Annotated in this window: 20 protein-coding genes; all 20 read left to right on the forward strand. The window is 39.9% G+C overall.

What is annotated here, in order from left to right; translation table 11 throughout:
- Positions 1–44: 44 nt before the first annotated feature.
- A complete protein-coding gene (gene rplL / locus LT143_RS18210) occupies positions 45–404 on the forward strand; it encodes a 50S ribosomal protein L7/L12 (RefSeq protein WP_246945510.1) in 360 nt (119 codons plus the stop codon).
- Positions 405–658: 254 nt separating this feature from the next.
- Positions 659–1,267: a class I SAM-dependent methyltransferase gene (locus LT143_RS18215; protein ID WP_246945513.1), complete on the forward strand. Its 609-nt coding sequence runs from the start codon at positions 659–661 to the stop codon at positions 1,265–1,267.
- Positions 1,268–1,544: 277 nt separating this feature from the next.
- On the forward strand, positions 1,545–5,081 hold the full coding sequence (gene rpoB, locus LT143_RS18220) for a DNA-directed RNA polymerase subunit beta (RefSeq protein WP_246945517.1): 3,537 nt from the start codon (positions 1,545–1,547) through the stop codon (positions 5,079–5,081).
- A 197-nt stretch (positions 5,082–5,278) separates the two neighbouring features.
- Positions 5,279–8,917, forward strand: a complete 3,639-nt coding sequence (rpoC, locus tag LT143_RS18225) for a DNA-directed RNA polymerase subunit beta' (protein ID WP_246945520.1) — start codon at positions 5,279–5,281, stop codon at positions 8,915–8,917.
- 90 nt (positions 8,918–9,007) lie between these two features.
- Positions 9,008–9,256, forward strand: coding sequence for a 50S ribosomal protein L7ae-like protein (locus LT143_RS18230; RefSeq protein ID WP_246945523.1), 249 nt, complete (start codon positions 9,008–9,010; stop codon positions 9,254–9,256).
- Positions 9,257–9,367: 111 nt separating this feature from the next.
- Complete coding sequence (rpsL, locus tag LT143_RS18235; RefSeq protein WP_246945525.1) at positions 9,368–9,790, forward strand: 30S ribosomal protein S12; 423 nt, start codon at positions 9,368–9,370, stop codon at positions 9,788–9,790.
- Positions 9,791–9,834: 44 nt separating this feature from the next.
- Positions 9,835–10,305 (forward strand): 30S ribosomal protein S7, encoded by a 471-nt coding sequence (rpsG, locus tag LT143_RS18240; protein ID WP_246945527.1) that lies wholly within the window; start codon positions 9,835–9,837, stop codon positions 10,303–10,305.
- Positions 10,306–10,424: 119 nt separating this feature from the next.
- Positions 10,425–12,503 (forward strand): elongation factor G, encoded by a 2,079-nt coding sequence (gene fusA / locus LT143_RS18245; protein WP_246945529.1) that lies wholly within the window; start codon positions 10,425–10,427, stop codon positions 12,501–12,503.
- Positions 12,504–12,641: 138 nt separating this feature from the next.
- Positions 12,642–13,832: an elongation factor Tu gene (gene tuf, locus LT143_RS18250; RefSeq protein ID WP_246945531.1), complete on the forward strand. Its 1,191-nt coding sequence runs from the start codon at positions 12,642–12,644 to the stop codon at positions 13,830–13,832.
- 619 nt (positions 13,833–14,451) lie between these two features.
- Positions 14,452–14,760: a 30S ribosomal protein S10 gene (rpsJ, locus tag LT143_RS18255; RefSeq protein ID WP_028397310.1), complete on the forward strand. Its 309-nt coding sequence runs from the start codon at positions 14,452–14,454 to the stop codon at positions 14,758–14,760.
- A 36-nt stretch (positions 14,761–14,796) separates the two neighbouring features.
- Entirely contained in the window at positions 14,797–15,420 is a 624-nt protein-coding gene (gene rplC / locus LT143_RS18260) for a 50S ribosomal protein L3 (protein ID WP_246945533.1), read from the forward strand.
- Positions 15,421–15,449: 29 nt separating this feature from the next.
- Positions 15,450–16,073 (forward strand): 50S ribosomal protein L4, encoded by a 624-nt coding sequence (rplD, locus tag LT143_RS18265; RefSeq protein WP_246945535.1) that lies wholly within the window; start codon positions 15,450–15,452, stop codon positions 16,071–16,073.
- Positions 16,073–16,360, forward strand: coding sequence for a 50S ribosomal protein L23 (gene rplW / locus LT143_RS18270; protein ID WP_246945539.1), 288 nt, complete (start codon positions 16,073–16,075; stop codon positions 16,358–16,360). The genes rplD and rplW overlap by 1 nt, the downstream gene beginning before the upstream one ends.
- Positions 16,361–16,386: 26 nt before the next feature.
- Entirely contained in the window at positions 16,387–17,217 is an 831-nt protein-coding gene (gene rplB / locus LT143_RS18275) for a 50S ribosomal protein L2 (protein ID WP_246945542.1), read from the forward strand.
- A gap of 57 nt (positions 17,218–17,274) precedes the next feature.
- Positions 17,275–17,553, forward strand: a complete 279-nt coding sequence (gene rpsS / locus LT143_RS18280) for a 30S ribosomal protein S19 (RefSeq protein ID WP_163181875.1) — start codon at positions 17,275–17,277, stop codon at positions 17,551–17,553.
- Positions 17,554–17,570: 17 nt separating this feature from the next.
- The gene (rplV, locus tag LT143_RS18285) at positions 17,571–17,912 is read left to right on the forward strand and encodes a 50S ribosomal protein L22 (RefSeq protein ID WP_246945545.1); all 342 of its coding nucleotides are present in this window, start codon (positions 17,571–17,573) and stop codon (positions 17,910–17,912) included.
- Between the two features lie 3 nt (positions 17,913–17,915).
- On the forward strand, positions 17,916–18,572 hold the full coding sequence (rpsC, locus tag LT143_RS18290; RefSeq protein WP_246945548.1) for a 30S ribosomal protein S3: 657 nt from the start codon (positions 17,916–17,918) through the stop codon (positions 18,570–18,572).
- A 1-nt stretch (position 18,573) separates the two neighbouring features.
- Positions 18,574–19,008: a 50S ribosomal protein L16 gene (gene rplP / locus LT143_RS18295; protein WP_246945551.1), complete on the forward strand. Its 435-nt coding sequence runs from the start codon at positions 18,574–18,576 to the stop codon at positions 19,006–19,008.
- On the forward strand, positions 18,998–19,195 hold the full coding sequence (gene rpmC, locus LT143_RS18300) for a 50S ribosomal protein L29 (protein WP_149221290.1): 198 nt from the start codon (positions 18,998–19,000) through the stop codon (positions 19,193–19,195). Before rplP ends, rpmC begins: the two co-directional genes overlap by 11 nt.
- Positions 19,196–19,220: 25 nt before the next feature.
- Positions 19,221–19,484, forward strand: coding sequence for a 30S ribosomal protein S17 (gene rpsQ / locus LT143_RS18305; protein WP_246945554.1), 264 nt, complete (start codon positions 19,221–19,223; stop codon positions 19,482–19,484).
- The last annotated feature ends 41 nt before the right edge of the window (positions 19,485–19,525 follow it).

Below are 19,525 nucleotides of genomic sequence, written 5' to 3' on the forward strand. Positions count from 1 at the left end.
GCAAAACAAAAAACTTTGTTAAAAATAAAAGGAGGATATCTCTCATGACTAAAGAACAAATCATTGAAGCGGTTAAAAGTATGACTGTTTTAGAACTTAACGACCTAGTAAAAGCAATTGAAGAAGAATTCGGTGTAACTGCTGCTGCTCCTGTAGCTGTAGCTGCTGCTGGTGCTGCTGCTGTTGAAGAGCAAACTGAATTTGACGTAATTCTTGCAAGCGCTGGTGACCAAAAGATTAAGGTTATCAAAGTTGTTCGTGAACTTACTGGTCTTGGCTTAAAAGAAGCTAAAGAATTAGTAGACAACGCTCCAAAGCCACTTAAAGAAGGCGTAGCTAAAGAAGAAGCAGAAGAAATCAAAGCTAAGCTTGAAGAAGTTGGAGCAAACGTAGAAGTTAAGTAATATTGATATAAAATAAGCTCGCTACTATAGCGAGCTTATTTTTATACGGTTAATTATTGCTTTTGCAAAAATCCCCAAAGCCGGATTTTTACTCCGTAGTATAGTGGTCAGTACTTTTAATAGAGAAAGTTGCTCTTTTCTAATAATTATCACTTCAATTTATAGTATTAAGAGGGATAATTATTGGAAAAAATAGTTCGAGAAGCAACAATACTTAGAAAAGAGCCATAATAAAACAATGGGAGGTGTTTGTGATGAGTGAACATTATTATTCTCGAAATCCGTCGGTCGAAAGTAAACAGCAAAGTTTTTCTTATACACTTCGAGGTCATTCACTAACCTTTACAACCGATCAAGGTGTTTTTTCAAAGGCGGAGATAGATTTTGGTTCGAGGTTATTAATAGATTCCATACAAATCGGTAATGTGGCCGGGAATATTCTAGATGTTGGTTGTGGTTATGGGCCGATTGGTATTACGATAGCTAAGGAATTTCCGGATCGAGTCGTAGAGATGGTGGATGTGAATGAAAGAGCGCTTGGTCTAGCGGAACAAAACGCTAAAAATAATGCTGTTGAAAATATCGAAGTCTATTATAGTAATGCTCTTAATGATGTAAGGCAAGAGCGATATGCTGCGGTGATTACCAACCCTCCTATACGTGCGGGTAAAAAAGTGGTCCATGAGATTTTTGAAGAGGGTTTTAATCGGTTAGTCGTTGGTGGGGATCTTTGGATCGTCATCCAGAAGAAGCAAGGAGCTCCATCTGCTATTGAAAAGCTTAAAACGCTAACACCTCTAGTAGAAACGGTAGCGAAAAGTAAGGGTTATTTTATTTTAAAAGCTACAAGAAAAAGTAGTTGACGGTTAATTTTTCCTATGTTAGCATTATATAATGCCAATATATTATTTTTCCTTGGTTTTTTTATGAATAATAGGTATATTAGTTGGTATACAAGGAAAAACTAATTCAATAGGACATTATGCATAAATGTGGTTTTCTTGAGTAGAAACCCTTTTTCTTTTTGTCTGTTGAATTCACTAGTTTTAAGTTTTATTCGTAGTATTGATTATGACATCATCTCAGGGACGTTTTCGTTTCTGATGTGAAATAAAATGCTTGATTTGAGGGGTGAATCAGTTGACAGGTCAACTAGTTCAGTATGGACGCCACCGCCAACGTAGAAGCTATGCTCGTATAAGTGAAGTTCTAGAATTACCAAATCTTATTGAAATCCAAACCTCTTCTTATCAATGGTTTCTTGATGAGGGATTGCGTGAAATGTTCCAGGACATTTCTCCAATTGAAGATTTTACAGGTAATTTATCACTTGAGTTTATAGATTATAGCTTAGGTGAACCAAAATACTCTGTGGATGAATCAAAAGAAAGAGACGTTACATACTCTGCACCTTTAAGGGTGAAAGTTCGTCTGATTAACAAAGAAACAGGCGAAGTAAAAGAGCAAGATGTATTTATGGGAGATTTTCCTTTAATGACTGAGACAGGAACGTTTGTCATCAATGGTGCTGAACGTGTAATCGTATCTCAGCTTGTTCGTTCTCCAAGTGTATATTACAGTGGAAAAATTGATAAAAACGGTAAGCGTGGATTCACGGCTACTGTCATTCCAAACCGTGGTGCTTGGCTTGAATATGAAACAGACGCCAAAGATGTGGTGTATGTTCGTATTGATCGTACTCGGAAGCTACCGGTTACGGTTCTTTTGCGTGCTCTTGGGTTTGGCTCTGATCAAGAAATCATAGATTTACTAGGGGATAATGAGTATTTACGTAATACCCTAGATAAGGATAATACGGAGAACACGGAAAAAGCATTGCTTGAAATCTATGAGCGTCTACGTCCGGGAGAACCACCTACAGTAGAAAATGCAAAGAGTCTATTAGAATCAAGATTCTTTGATCCAAAACGCTATGATTTAGCAAATGTTGGGCGTTACAAGATTAATAAGAAGTTACATATTAAAAACCGTCTATTTAATCAACGTTTAGCAGATTCTCTAGTAGATCCAGAAACAGGTGAGATTTTAGTTGAAAAAGGTACGGTGTTAGATCGTCGTACGTTAGACCGTGTCTTACCTGCATTAGAAAAGAACATTGGTTATAAAACGACTCGTCCAACAGGTGGAGTTTTAGATGAAGAGATGACTCTTCAATCTATTAAAATTTATGCTCCGATTGAAGGCGATGGAGACCATGTAATCAATGTAATCGGAAACGCTAATATTGAAGAGCGTGTTAAGAATATCGCGCCTGCAGATATTATTTCTTCTATTAGTTATTTCTTTAATCTTCTATATAAAGTAGGAGATACAGACGATATTGATCATTTAGGTAATCGTCGTTTACGTTCTGTTGGTGAGTTATTACAAAACCAATTCCGTATCGGTTTATCTAGAATGGAGCGTGTGGTTCGTGAAAGAATGTCTATTCAAGATACTAACGCGATTACGCCACAAGCATTAATTAATATCAGACCTGTTATCGCTTCAATTAAAGAGTTCTTTGGAAGCTCTCAGTTATCTCAGTTCATGGATCAAACAAACCCACTAGCTGAGTTAACGCATAAGCGAAGATTATCAGCTCTAGGGCCAGGTGGTTTAACGCGTGAGCGTGCAGGATTTGAAGTGCGTGACGTTCACTATTCTCACTACGGAAGAATGTGTCCGATTGAAACGCCTGAAGGTCCAAACATTGGTCTAATCAACTCTTTATCCAGCTATGCTAAAGTGAATCGTTTTGGATTTATCGAAACACCGTATCGTAAAGTTGATCCTGAAACAGGGCGTGTTACGAGCCAAATTGATTACTTAACTGCTGATGAAGAAGATAATTATGTAGTTGCCCAAGCAAATGCGAAGCTTGCTGATGATGGTTCGTTCATCGATAGTGATATCGTTGCTCGTTTCCGTGGAGAAAACACGGTTGTTAACAGAGACCGCGTTGACTATATGGATGTATCGCCTAAGCAAGTAGTTTCTGCAGCAACAGCTTGTATTCCTTTCTTAGAGAACGACGACTCAAACCGTGCTCTTATGGGAGCGAACATGCAACGTCAAGCAGTTCCATTATTAAATCCTGAAGCTCCATTAGTGGGAACAGGTATGGAATATGTATCTGGTAAAGATTCAGGAGCTGCAGTCATTTGTAAATTCCCTGGTGTAGTTGAAAAGGTTCAAGCTAAGGAAATCTTAGTAAGACGCTATACTGAGGTTGATGGTGAAAAAGTTAAGGGTAACCTTGATAAATATAAGCTTCAAAAGTTCATCCGTTCTAACCAAGGAACATGTTATAACCAACGTCCAATCGTAAGTGTTGGGGATGAAGTAGTAAAAGGTGAAATCCTTGCCGATGGTCCTTCTATGGAAAAAGGAGAGCTTGCACTTGGGCGTAACGTTCTTGTTGCTTTCATGACATGGGATGGATATAACTACGAGGATGCAATCATCATGAGTGAACGCCTTGTGAAGGATGATGTGTATACTTCTGTTCATATTGAAGAGTACGAGTCTGAAGCTCGTGACACAAAGCTTGGACCAGAAGAAATCACACGTGATATTCCAAACGTAGGTGAAGATGCACTTAAGAATCTTGATGATCGTGGAATTATCCGCGTTGGTGCTGAAGTAAAAGACGGAGACTTGCTTGTTGGTAAGGTTACTCCTAAAGGTGTAACAGAGCTAACTGCAGAAGAACGTCTATTACATGCTATTTTCGGTGAAAAGGCAAGAGAAGTTCGTGATACGTCATTACGTGTTCCACACGGTGGCGGCGGTATCGTTCTTGATGTTAAAGTGTTCAATCGTGAAGATGGAGATGAGCTTCCACCGGGGGTAAATCAACTTGTTCGTGTGTATATTGTTCAGAAACGTAAGATTTCTGAAGGGGATAAGATGGCAGGACGTCACGGTAACAAAGGGGTTATCTCCCGTATTTTACCTGAAGAAGATATGCCATACTTACCTGACGGAACTCCTGTTGATATCATGTTAAATCCATTAGGGGTACCATCACGTATGAACATCGGTCAGGTATTAGAGCTACATCTTGGTATGGCAGCTAGATACTTAGGCATTCACGTAGCGTCTCCTGTATTTGATGGTGCGCGTGAGGAAGATGTTTGGGATACACTTTTAGAAGCTGGAATGTCTCGTGATGCTAAGACGGTCCTATATGATGGACGTACTGGTGAACCGTTTGATAACCGTGTGTCTGTTGGAATCATGTATATGATTAAACTTGCTCACATGGTTGATGATAAGTTACACGCACGTTCAACTGGACCATATTCATTAGTTACGCAACAACCACTTGGTGGTAAAGCGCAGTTCGGTGGTCAGCGTTTTGGAGAGATGGAGGTTTGGGCGCTTGAAGCTTACGGTGCTGCCTATACTCTTCAAGAAATCCTTACAGTCAAATCAGACGATGTTGTTGGTCGTGTGAAAACGTATGAAGCAATTGTTAAAGGTGAGAATGTACCAGAACCAGGTGTTCCTGAATCATTCAAAGTATTAATAAAAGAGCTTCAAAGTTTAGGTATGGACGTTAAGATTCTATCTAGTGATGATAAAGAAATCGAGATGAGAGATCTTGACGATGACGATGATCAATCAGCTGACAAGCTTAACATTGAAGTAGAAGCAACAAACGAAGTGTAATTATTTCTTGTTAAACTAGTAGCATAGATGCTCATATATACATGATGGTGAAAAATCATTAAATGAAGGGGGGAGAAATCGATGGATTTCTCTTTCCCCTTCTACATAAATAAGCTTTCTCTGTGAGTGAATGTTTATTGTGTATTAGTCAGAAGGCGTCAAGTAGTCTGACGTTAAAATAAAGGGAGGTAGGCCCCTTGATAGATGTTAATAACTTTGAATACATGAAGATTGGACTTTCTTCACCAGATAAGATTCGTTCTTGGTCTTTTGGGGAAGTCAAGAAGCCTGAAACTATTAACTATCGTACGTTAAAGCCAGAGAAGGACGGCTTATTCTGTGAACGAATTTTTGGTCCTACAAAAGACTGGGAATGTCACTGTGGTAAATACAAGAGAGTTCGTTACAAAGGTGTTGTCTGTGACCGTTGTGGAGTAGAAGTTACTCGTGCAAAGGTTCGCCGTGAAAGAATGGGACATATTGAGCTTGCTGCACCTGTATCGCATATCTGGTATTTTAAAGGAATTCCAAGTCGTATGGGGCTTGTATTAGATATGTCACCTCGTGCATTAGAAGAGGTAATTTACTTTGCTTCTTATGTTGTTACAGAAACTGGTGACACACCATTAGAAAGAAAACAACTTCTTTCTGAAAAAGAATACCGTGCATATCGTGAGAAGTACGGTCAATCCTTCCAAGCAGCTATGGGTGCTGAAGCGATTAAAAAATTACTTTCAGACATTGAACTTCAAAAAGAAGTGAATGCACTGAAGGAAGAATTGAAGACTGCTCAAGGTCAACGTCGTACTAGAGCAATAAAGCGCCTAGAAGTGTTAGAAGCATTCAGAAATTCAGGAAATGAACCTTCATGGATGATTCTAGACGTACTTCCAGTCATTCCACCAGAACTACGTCCAATGGTTCAATTAGATGGTGGTCGTTTTGCAACATCTGACTTAAACGATCTATATCGACGCGTAATTAACCGTAATAATCGTTTGAAGCGTCTTTTAGACCTTGGAGCTCCAAGTATTATTGTTCAGAATGAGAAAAGAATGCTTCAAGAAGCAGTAGATGCTTTAATTGACAATGGTCGTCGTGGTAGACCAGTTACTGGTCCTGGAAACAGACCATTAAAGTCACTCTCTCACATGTTAAAAGGAAAGCAAGGACGCTTCCGTCAAAACCTTTTAGGTAAGCGTGTTGACTATTCTGGACGTTCCGTTATCGTTGTAGGTCCAAACTTAAAGATGTATCAATGTGGTCTTCCAAAGGAAATGGCATTAGAGTTATTCAAGCCGTTTGTCATGAAGGAACTAGTTGAGAGAGGTTTAGCTCATAACATTAAGAGTGCGAAGCGTAAAATTGAACGAGTATCACCTGATGTTTGGGATGTACTAGAATCTGTAATTAAGGAGCACCCAGTACTATTAAACCGTGCCCCTACTCTTCACAGACTTGGTATTCAAGCATTTGAACCAACTTTAGTAGAAGGGCGTGCAATTCGCCTTCACCCATTAGTATGTACTGCTTACAATGCAGACTTTGATGGAGACCAAATGGCTGTTCACGTTCCGTTATCGGCTGAAGCGCAAGCTGAAGCTCGCTTATTAATGCTAGCAGCTCAAAACATCCTAAACCCGAAAGATGGGAAGCCGGTTGTTACTCCTTCACAGGACATGGTATTAGGGAACTACTACCTAACACTTGAAAGAGCTGGAGCTGTTGGAGAAGGTATGGTGTTTAAAGATACCAATGAAGCATTAATTGCTTATCAAAATGGTTATGTACATCTTCACACTCGTGTAGCTGTATATGCTGGGTCTCTAAACAATCAGACATTCACAGAAGATCAGAAAAATATGTTATTAATTACAACGGTTGGTAAATTGATTTTCAATGAAATTTTACCAGACTCGTTCCCATACATTAACGAACCGACTCAATATAACTTAGAAAAAGAAACACCTACTAAGTACTTTGTTGAGAAAGGTGCAGACGTTAAGAAGGAAATAGCTTCTCGTGATGAAATTGCACCATTTAAGAAGAAAATCTTAGGAAATATCATTGCAGAAGTGTTTAAACGCTTCAAGATTACTGATACTTCTAAAATGCTTGACCGAATGAAGAATCTTGGATTCAGATATTCAACAAAAGCAGGTATTACAGTTGGTGTGTCTGATATCATCGTATTACCAGAAAAACAAGTCATTATTAACGAAGCTCAAGGGAAAGTTGATAACGTCTTAAAGCAATTCAGACGTGGTTTAATCACGGATGAAGAGCGTTATGACCGTGTTATTTCAATTTGGAGCTCAGCGAAGGATGTTATCCAAGGAAAACTAATGGAATCATTAGATCACTTGAATCCAATCTTCATGATGAGTGACTCTGGTGCCCGTGGTAACGCATCTAACTTTACACAGCTTGCTGGTATGCGTGGACTCATGGCGAACCCGGCTGGTCGAATTATCGAACTTCCAATCAAGTCAAGTTTCCGCGAAGGATTAACAGTTTTAGAGTACTTCATTTCTACTCACGGTGCGCGTAAAGGTCTTGCCGATACAGCACTTAAGACAGCTGACTCAGGTTACTTAACAAGACGTCTAGTAGATGTTGCACAAGATGTTATCGTACGTGAAGATGACTGTGGAACTGACAGAGGATTACTTGTTGCTGCTCTTAAGGACGGTACTGAAGTAATTGAAAGGCTAGATGAGCGTTTAATTGGACGTTATGCAAGAAAAGCAATTAAGCATCCTGAAACAAATGAAGTCATTGTCGAAGAAAATGGCCTAATTACTGAGGATCTTTCTCGTGTTATTACGGAAGCTGGAATTGAACAAGTCCGTATCCGCTCTGCATTTACATGTAACACTCGTCATGGTGTGTGTAAAAAATGTTATGGTCGTAACCTAGCAACTGGTTCAGAAGTTGAAGTAGGAGAAGCGGTTGGGATTATCGCTGCTCAATCAATCGGTGAGCCAGGAACACAGTTAACGATGCGTACATTCCATACAGGTGGGGTAGCAGGAGACGATATTACTCAAGGTTTACCGCGTATTCAGGAATTATTTGAGGCGCGTAATCCAAAAGGGCAAGCCATTATCTCTGAAATTGATGGTGTTGTTTCAGCTATCAGTGATTCGAGAGATAAGCAAGAAATCACGATTCAAGGTGAAGTTGAATCGAAATCTTATACAGCTCCATTCGGCGCTCGTGTAAAGGTAACTGAGGGACAAAAGATTAACCGAGGCCAAGAGCTTACAGAAGGTTCTATTGATCCTAAAGAATTATTAAAAATAAAAGATATTACAGCGGTGCAAGAGTACTTATTGAAAGAAGTACAAAAAGTTTACCGTATGCAGGGTGTAGAAATTGGTGACAAGCACGTTGAAGTAATGGTACGCCAAATGCTTCGTAAAATCCGTGTAATGGATGCTGGTGATACAGATGTATTACCTGGTTCACTACTAGATGTTCATCAGTTTACTCAGGCTAATCTACAAGTATTACTTGAAGGAAAACAGCCAGCTACAGGAAGACCTGTATTACTTGGTATTACAAAAGCATCTCTTGAAACAGATTCATTCTTATCTGCTGCTTCTTTCCAAGAAACAACTCGTGTGTTAACTGATGCAGCGATTAAAGGTAAGCGTGATGAGTTACTAGGATTAAAAGAAAATGTAATTATTGGTAAGCTTGTTCCTGCTGGAACGGGTATGGCTCGTTACCGTAAAGTAACGCCAGTAACTGCAAATGAAGAAGAATTTAATGCTGAAGGATCTGCAGGAGAAAGTGTTGCAGAATTAGAAGCAGAGAATGCTCTTCAATAAAAAAAGATAACAAGTAGTTGACATTGGTATAAGTAGAATGTTACTATATCCAAGGTGCTTCTAAAACCTGTTACTTTGGAGGATATGAGAATGTCTTATGAAAAAGTGGCGCAGGCTTACAATATAATTGTAGGAACAAAGCAGACCATTAAAGCCCTGAAAAACGGTGAAGTAAAAGAAATTGTGGTGGCAGAAGATGCTGATCCACGTGTTACGTATAAAGTAATACAGACAGCTAAAGAGCAACGCGTTTCAGTTACGAAAGTAGATTCTATGAAAAAGCTTGGAAAAGCTTGTGGAATAGAAGTAGGGGCAGCGGCGGTAGCAATCATTAATTAAAACCTGTTTTTGTGGAACGGCTCGACTAAGGGTCGTTCTACAAAAACTTTGTTTTTGCTCAAGTGTGAACCACCTGGGTATGTGGACTTAAGAAGAAGGGAGGAAAACAAAATGCCAACAATTAATCAATTAGTTCGTAAAGGACGCGAAAGCAAGGTTGAGAAGTCAAAATCTCCTGCTTTAAATAAAGGTTATAACAGCTTCAAGAAGTCACAAACAAACGTATCTTCTCCACAAAAACGTGGTGTATGTACGCGTGTTGGTACAATGACACCAAAGAAGCCGAACTCAGCATTACGTAAATATGCTCGTGTACGTTTAACTAACGGTATCGAGGTAACAGCGTATATTCCTGGGATTGGACATAACCTACAAGAACACAGCGTTGTGTTAATCCGTGGTGGGCGTGTAAAAGACTTACCAGGGGTACGTTATCACATCGTTCGTGGAGCGCTTGATACAGCTGGTGTAGATAAGCGTATGCAAGGTCGTTCTAAGTATGGTACTAAGAGACCTAAAGCAGCTAAAAAGTAATAATTAAAAACATATGAATAAAAATGGAGAAAGGGGGACATAACATGCCACGTAAAGGTCCTGTAGCAAAAAGAGACGTATTACCAGATCCGATTTATAAATCAAAGCTTGTAACACGCCTAATCAATCGTATGATGGTTGACGGTAAGAGAGGTAAATCTCAAGCTATCCTATACAGAGCTTTTGAATTAGTTCAAGAGCGTTCTGGAAAGGAACCAATGGAAGTGTTCGAACAAGCAATGAAAAACGTAATGCCTGTACTAGAAGTAAAGGCACGTCGTGTTGGTGGAGCTAACTACCAAGTACCGATTGAGGTTCGTCCTGATCGTCGTACTACATTAGGTCTTCGCTACCTAGTAAACTATTCACGTCTTCGTGGAGAAAAGACTATGGAAGAGCGTTTAGCTAATGAAATTCTAGATGCAGCAAATAACACTGGAGCATCAGTTAAAAAGCGTGAAGATATGCACAAAATGGCTGAAGCAAACAAAGCATTTGCTCACTACCGTTGGTAGGATAAATAGTCAAAAGTTAGGAAGGGGCAATGGGTTCTACTCAAGGCTCTTTTCCTGAATCTTTTGAATGATCATACTTACTTAACAAAAAAACTACAAATTGGAAGGAGAAAGACCCAATGGCAAGAGAGTTCTCCTTGGAAAATACTCGTAATATTGGTATCATGGCTCACATTGATGCTGGTAAAACTACGACAACCGAGCGTGTACTTTACTACACAGGTCGTATCCACAAAATTGGTGAAACTCATGAAGGTGCATCTCAAATGGACTGGATGGAGCAAGAGCAAGAGCGTGGAATTACGATTACTTCTGCAGCAACAACTGCACAGTGGAAAGGCCACCGCGTAAACATCATTGATACACCAGGACACGTAGACTTCACTGTAGAAGTTGAACGTTCACTACGTGTACTTGATGGAGCAGTAGCTGTACTTGATGCTCAATCTGGAGTAGAGCCACAAACTGAAACAGTTTGGCGTCAAGCAACAACTTACGGTGTACCACGTGTAGTATTCGTAAATAAAATGGACAAGATTGGTGCAGACTTCTTATACTCTGTATCAACTATTCATGATCGTCTTCAAGCGAACGCTGCGCCAATTCAATTACCAATTGGTGCTGAAGATCAATTCGAAGGAATCATTGACTTAGTAGAAATGAATGCAACGTTCTACGGTAATGATTTAGGAACTGATATTCAAGTTCGTGAAATTCCTGAAGAATTTATGGACCAAGCAAATGAGTACCGTGAAAAGCTTATTGAAGCAGTAGCAGAATTAGATGAAGAGTTAATGGAAAGATACCTTGGTGGAGAAGAAATCTCTACTGACGAGCTAAAAGCTGCAATTCGTAAGGGTGTTGTTAACGTTGAATTCTTCCCTGTAATTTGTGGATCTGCATTCAAAAACAAAGGTGTTCAAAAGATGCTTGATGCAGTAATTGCTTATCTTCCATCACCACTTGATGTACCAGCAATTAAAGGTACACTTCCTGATTCAGAAGAAGAAGTTACTCGTCCATCAAGCGACACTGAGCCATTCTCAGCTTTAGCGTTTAAAGTAATGACAGATCCATACGTTGGAAAGTTAACATTCTTCCGTGTGTATTCTGGTACATTAAGCTCTGGTTCATATGTACAAAACTCTACTAAAGGTAAGCGTGAGCGTGTAGGACGTATTCTACAAATGCATGCGAACAGCCGTGAAGAAATCTCAATGGTTTACGCGGGTGATATCGCAGCAGCAGTAGGTCTGAAAGACACGACTACTGGAGATACATTATGTGATGAAAAATCATTAGTTATCCTAGAGTCTATGAACTTCCCTGAGCCTGTAATTCAGTTGTCTGTTGAGCCTAAGTCTAAAGGTGACCAAGACAAGATGACAACAGCTTTACAAAAGCTTCAAGAAGAAGATCCTACTTTCAGAGCTCACACTGATCAAGAAACAGGTCAAACAATTATTGCTGGTATGGGTGAGCTTCACCTTGATATCCTAGTTGACCGTATGAAACGTGAGTTCAAAGTAGAAGCTAACGTAGGTGCCCCTCAGGTTGCTTACCGTGAAACTTTCCGTGGTTCTGCATCTGTAGAAGGAAAGTTTGCACGTCAATCAGGTGGACGTGGACAATACGGACACGTTTGGATTGAGTTTGCTCCTAACGAAGAAGGAAAAGGCTTCGAATTTGAAAATGCAGTTGTAGGTGGTACAGTTCCACGTGAATATATCCCTGCAGTACAAGCTGGTCTAGAAGATGCACTACAAAATGGTGTATTAGCTGGATTCCCACTTGTAGACATCAAAGCGAAGTTATTTGATGGTTCTTACCATGATGTTGACTCATCTGAAATGGCGTTTAAGATTGCTGCTTCAATGGCACTTAAAGCAGCTGCTTCAAAATGTAGTCCAGTCGTATTAGAACCAATCATGAAGGTAGAAGTTGTAATCCCAGAAGAATACATGGGAGATATCATGGGTGGTATCACTTCACGTCGTGGACGTGTAGAAGGTATGGAAGCTCGTGGTAACGCACAAGTGGTGCGTGCAATGGTTCCACTTTCTGAAATGTTTGGATATGCAACAGCACTTCGTTCTAACACTCAAGGTCGCGGAGTATTTACAATGCACTTTGATCACTATGAAGATGTGCCAAAGTCAATCCAAGAAGAGATTATCAAAAAAAATAAAGGTGAATAATTGATTTTCACCTCATTCTAAAGTATAACTACTTATGTAAGTCTTGGGAGTGGTCTTCTAGTTAATAGGCCCTTTCAAGCATTACATACTAATAAATTAGTAGTAAAATTTCATTTAATATCAAGGAGGATTTTCGAAATGGGTAAAGAGAAATTCGACCGTTCAAAACCGCATGCTAACATTGGTACAATCGGACACGTTGACCATGGTAAAACTACATTAACTGCAGCTATCACTGTTACTCTTCATAAGAAATACGGAAGAGGAACTGCAATGGCTTATGATCAAATCGACGCAGCTCCAGAAGAGAGAGAGCGTGGAATCACAATCTCAACTGCACACGTTGAGTACGAAACTGACAACCGTCACTATGCACACGTTGACTGCCCAGGACATGCTGACTACGTTAAGAACATGATCACTGGTGCTGCTCAAATGGATGGTGGGATCCTAGTAGTATCTGCTACTGATGGTCCAATGCCACAAACTCGTGAGCACATTCTATTATCTCGTCAAGTAGGTGTACCTTACCTTGTTGTATTCTTAAACAAGTGTGATATGGTAGACGACGAAGAATTATTAGAATTAGTTGAAATGGAAGTTCGTGATCTTTTATCTGAGTATGACTTCCCAGGAGATGACACTCCAGTTATCCGTGGATCTGCTCTTAAAGCTCTTGAAGGTGAAGAGTCTTGGATGGAAAAGATTTATGAATTAATGGATGCTGTTGATAGCTACATTCCAAACCCTGAGCGTGAAACTGATAAGCCATTCATGATGCCAGTTGAGGACGTATTCTCAATCACTGGTCGTGGTACAGTTGCTACAGGACGTGTAGAGCGTGGTCAAGTTAAAGTTGGTGACGTAGTTGAAATCGTTGGTATAACTGAAGAGCCAAAATCTACTACTGTAACTGGTGTAGAAATGTTCCGTAAGCTTCTTGATTATGCTGAAGCTGGAGACAACATTGGTGCATTACTTCGTGGTGTATCTCGTGAAGATATCGAGCGTGGCCAAGTACTTGCTAAGCCAGGTTCTGTTAAGCCTCACACAAAGTTCAAAGCGGAAGTTTATGTTCTTTCTAAAGAAGAAGGTGGACGTCATACTCCATTCTTCACAAACTACCGTCCACAGTTCTTCTTCCGTACTTCGGATGTAACTGGTGTTTGTAACCTTCCTGAAGGCGTAGAAATGGTTATGCCTGGTGACAACATCGAAATGACTGTTGAACTAATTGCTCCAATCGCAATCGAAGAAGGTACTAAGTTCTCTATCCGTGAGGGTGGACGTACTGTAGGTGCTGGAGTAGTTGCATCTATTCAAGAGTAATTAATAAATATAAAACAGATACACTTATGTGTATCTGTTTTTTTTGTGGTTCTCTAAGATTTGTGGAAGATGAAATTTTCACTGCAATTTTGATCTTCTAAAATATGTGGACACGTGGGAGTAAAGTATGTAAGTTCATCTCTTAATAAGAACTCACTATCTTCTATATTATAGAAAGAAATTCAGCACAGTACGATTTATGTTTCTAATCCAGTTAATAGAAAAAATAACTTTCTTCTATTATATATATTGGTTAGTTGAAGTAGGTTACGAATTGTATATCCTTACACTTATATAATCTATGTAAATAGGAGAATTACATGCTTTTGATATCTAAATAATCAGCAAGTTATCACTAGAAAAAACTGTTAGCATAGAAGTTTTCTCATCAACTTGCATCTACCTATATTTGAAGTTATAATAACGTAGTGCGTAAAAACAGAAATTATTCATGTTTTTCTTGCATTCATGGTTATATTTTAATATAATAGACAATGTTGGTCTTTGACTGCGATGATGTGGAAGGTTGCTGATACACCCGGCCGCTTTGCCATGGCGAGTGTAAGGAAATTTCCACTGAGAACTGTCTATTCCAAATAGGCGAAAAGGAGGGAAAATAATGGCAAAAGAAAAAATTCGTATCCGTTTAAAGGCGTATGATCACAGAATTCTTGACCAATCTGCTGAGAAGATTGTTGAAACTGCAAAACGTTCTGGTGCTGCTGTTTCTGGTCCGATCCCATTACCGACTGAAAAGTCTGTATACACGATCCTTCGTGCGGTCCATAAGTATAAAGATTCTCGTGAACAATTCGAAATGCGTACACATAAGCGCTTAATCGACATCGTTAATCCAACGCCACAAACGGTTGATTCTCTAATGAGATTAGATCTACCGTCTGGTGTAGACATCGAAATTAAACTTTAATAAACATAAATGAAAACAAATTAGGAGGTGTGACGAATGACCAAAGGAATCTTAGGTAGAAAACTCGGTATGACGCAAGTGTTTACTGAAAATGGTAACTTAATCCCTGTAACTGTAGTTGAGGCTGCACCAAACGTAGTGCTTCAAAAGAAGACTGCAGAAACTGATGGCTATGAAGCGGTACAATTAGGTTTTGATAACCTTAAGGAAAATCGTGCTAATAAGCCACAAAAGGGCCATGCTACGAAAGCAAACACTGCTCCTAAGCGCTTCGTTCGTGAATTACGTGGAACTTCTGAATTAGAAGTTGGTCAGGAAGTCAATGTTAGTATTTTCGCTGAAGGCGATGTAGTAGATGTAACTGGAATTTCAAAAGGTAAAGGTTTCCAAGGTACAATTAAGCGCCATGGACAATCTCGTGGACCAATGGCTCACGGTTCTCGTTACCATCGTCGTCCTGGATCAATGGGTCCTGTAGCTCCAAACCGTGTATTCAAAGGTAAAGCATTACCTGGACAAATGGGTGGAGAAAGAATTACTGTACAAAACTTAGAGATCGTTAAGGTAGATGTAGAACGTAACCTATTATTAATTAAAGGTAATGTTCCAGGTGCTAAGAGAGCTCTAGTTACTGTAAGAGGCGCAGTTAAGTCTAAATAATAAATATATATGAGAAAGGAGGAGTACAAATGCCGAAAGTTGCATTGTATAACCAAACAGGTTCAACAGTAGGTGAAATCGAATTAAACGAGACTGTATTCGGAATTGAGCCGAATGAGAGTGTTTTATTCGACGCTGTTATCATGCAAAGAGCTTCCTTACGTCAAGGATCTCATAAAGTAAAAAATCGTTCTGAAGTACGTGGTGGTGGACGTAAGCCATGGCGTCAAAAGGGAACAGGTCGTGCTCGTCAAGGGTCTATCCGTTCTCCACAATGGCGTGGTGGTGGTATCGTATTCGGTCCAACTCCAAGAAGCTATAGCTTCAAATTACCTAAAAAAGTACGCCGTTTAGCAATTAAATCAGCTTTATCAACAAAAGTACGTGAAGAGAACATCCTAGTACTTGATAACCTAGCACTTGGTGCTCCAAAAACAAAGGAAATGGTTACAGTATTAAAAGGATTAAACGTTGAAAGCAAAGCACTAATCGTTACAGGTGACTTTAACGAAGCGTTAAGCTTAGCTGCTCGTAACATTCCAGGAGTAACAGTAGTTGCTGCAGACGGAATTAACGTTCTTGATGTTCTAAATCACGAAAAGCTTTTATTAACTAAAGCTGCGGTGGAAAAAGTAGAGGAGGTACTTGCGTAATGAGAGATCCTCGTGATATTATTAAACGCCCCGTGATTACTGAACGTTCTGCTGATCTAATGGCAGAAAAGAAGTACACGTTTGAAGTAGATTTAAGAGCTAATAAAACTGAAGTTAAAGATGCTATCGAAGAAATCTTTAACGTAAAAGTTGAAAAAGTTAACGTTCAAAACTATAAAGGTAAGTTTAAGCGTATGGGTCGTCACAGTGGATATACTCCACGTCGTAAAAAGGCGATTGTTAAGCTAACTGCTGAAAGCAAAGAATTAGAATTCTTCGAAGTATAATCTTATAGATAAGGAGGGAAACGAAAATGGCGATTAAAAAGTATAAACCAACCTCTAACGGTCGCAGAGGAATGACAGCATCTGACTTCGCTGAGATTACTACAGATAAGCCGGAAAAGTCACTTCTTGCACCATTAAGCAAAAAGGCTGGTCGTAATAACCAAGGTAAAATCACTGTACGTCACCATGGTGGCGGACATAAGCGCCAATATCGTATCATCGATTTCAAGCGTGATAAAGATGGTATACCAGGACGCGTTGCTACAATCGAGTATGATCCAAACCGTTCGGCTAACATCGCATTAATTAACTATGTTGATGGAGAAAAGCGTTATATCCTAGCTCCTAAAGGACTTCAAGTAGGGATGGAAATCTCTTCTGGAACTGAAGCGGATATCAAGGTAGGTAACGCATTACCATTAGCAAATATTCCAGTTGGTACTGTTATTCACAATATCGAGCTTAAGCCTGGTAAAGGTGGACAATTAGTACGTTCTGCTGGTACTTCTGCACAAGTATTAGGTAAAGAAGGTAAATACGTACTTGTACGTTTAACTTCTGGTGAAGTTCGTATGATTCTTGCAACTTGCCGTGCATCTATCGGTCAAGTAGGTAACGAGCAACATGAACTAATCAAAATTGGTAAAGCAGGTCGTTCTCGTTGGTTAGGTAAGCGCCCAACTGTTCGTGGATCTGTAATGAACCCTAACGACCATCCACACGGTGGTGGTGAAGGACGTTCACCAATCGGACGTAAGTCTCCTATGACTCCATGGGGCAAACCAGCTCTTGGATTTAAGACTCGTAAGAAGAAAAACAAGTCTGATAAGTTTATTGTTCGTCGTCGTAAAAAATAACGGGTTTGTTCTACGGTTCACTAGAACCGTAGCTCGAATTCGAAGGGAGGGTCAAATATGGGCCGTAGCTTAAAAAAAGGACCATTCGTGGATGATCACTTAATGAGCAAAGTTGAGAAAATGACAGAAGCAGGACAAAAGCAAGTAATTAAAACTTGGTCTCGTCGTTCTACTATTTTCCCACAATTCATTGGTCACACAATCGCTGTTTATGATGGCCGTAAGCATGTACCAGTATATGTTACTGAAGACATGGTAGGACATAAATTAGGTGAATTTGCACCTACACGTTCGTACAAAGGTCACGATAGTGACGATAAGAAAACAAGACGTTAATGAGAGGAGGCATCTCGATGCAAGCGAAAGCAGTAGCTAGAACAGTTCGTATTGCTCCTCGTAAAGCACGCTTAGTAGTTGATCTAATTCGAGGAAAGCAAGTTGGCGAAGCAATTGCAATTCTACGCCATACACCAAAAGCTGCATCTCCAATTGTTGAGAAAGTATTAAACTCTGCAATGGCGAATGCTGAACATAATTATGAAATGGAAGTAAACAATTTAGTAGTTGCGCAAGCTTTTGTAGACGAAGGTCCTACATTGAAGCGTTTCCGTCCACGTGCGATGGGTCGTGCAAGTGCAATTAATAAACGTACGAGTCACATTACGATCGTATTATCAGAAAAGAAGGAGGGATAAGCTGTGGGTCAAAAGGTTAATCCGGTCGGTCTGCGTGTCGGTATCATTCGCGATTGGGAATCAAAATGGTACGCTGGTAAAGACTATGCAGATCTATTACATGAAGATATTAAAATCCGTGAATATGTATCAAAGCGTTTATCTGATGCGTCAGTTTCAAAGATTGAAATTGAGCGTGCGGCAAACCGTGTAAACATCACAGTTCACACAGCGAAGCCAGGTATGGTAATTGGTAAAGGTGGTACTGAAGTTGAAGCACTTCGTAAGTCACTTAACCAATTAACAGGTAAGAGAGTACACATTAACATTATGGAAATTAAGAGAGCGGACGTTGATGCGCAATTAGTAGCAGAAAACATTGCTCGCCAACTTGAAAACCGTGTTTCATTCCGTCGTGCACAAAAGCAAGCTATCCAACGTGCAATGAGAGCTGGAGCTCAAGGTATCAAAACAATGGTATCTGGTCGTCTTGGTGGTGCTGACATCGCTCGTTCTGAGTCTTACAGTGAAGGAACTGTTCCACTTCATACACTTCGCGCTGATATCGACTATGCAACAGCAGAAGCTGATACAACGTATGGTAAGTTAGGCGTAAAAGTATGGATCTACCGTGGTGAAGTCCTTCCTACAAGAAAGAAAGCAGCGGAAGGAGGAAAATAATATGTTATTACCTAAACGTGTGAAATACCGTAGAGAACACCGTGGAAAAATGCGCGGACGTGCAAAAGGTGGTACGGAAGTACACTTTGGTGAGTTTGGTTTACAAGCTCTAGAAGCATCTTGGATTACAAACCGTCAAATCGAAGCTGCTCGTATCGCGATGACTCGTTATATGAAGCGTGGTGGTAAGGTTTGGATCAAAATCTTCCCTTCTAAGCCTTATACAGCGAAGCCGTTAGAAGTACGTATGGGATCCGGTAAAGGGGCTCCAGAAGGATGGGTAGCGGTAGTAAAGCCAGGAAAAGTTATGTTTGAAATTGCGGGTGTATCTGAAGAGGTCGCACGCGAAGCGTTAAGACTAGCTGCACACAAGCTGCCAGTTAAGACTAAGTTCGTAAAACGTGAAGAAATTGGTGGTGAATCTAATGAAGGCTAATGAAATCCGTGATCTAACCACTGCCGAAATTGAACAAAAAGTGAAGTCACTTAAAGAGGAATTGTTTAATCTTCGATTCCAATTAGCTACTGGTCAATTAGAAAACACAGCTCGCATTCGCGAAGTACGCAAATCAATCGCTCGTATGAAAACTGTGGTACGTGAAAGAGAGCTAAGCGTTAAATAATCAACCCTGAGAGGAGGTTTGCTGAATGACTGAGCGCAACCAACGTAAGGTTTACACTGGACGTGTTGTATCTGACAAAATGGATAAAACAGTTACAGTTCTAGTTGAAACTTATAAAAAGCATACTCTATACGGTAAGCGTGTAAAATACTCAAAGAAGTTTAAGGCTCATGATGAGTTAAACACAGCAAAAGTGGGCGATATCGTTCGCATTATGGAAACACGTCCATTATCTGCGACTAAACGTTTCCGCCTAGTAGAGGTTGTAGAGAAAGCAGTAATTATCTAATTAATGTTCGGATCATGTTTATTCCGAAGGGAGGTTTCATA

Source organism: Bacillus pinisoli (assembly GCF_023036475.1).
Taxonomy (GTDB): Bacteria; Bacillota; Bacilli; order Bacillales; family SA4; genus Bacillus_BS; species Bacillus_BS pinisoli.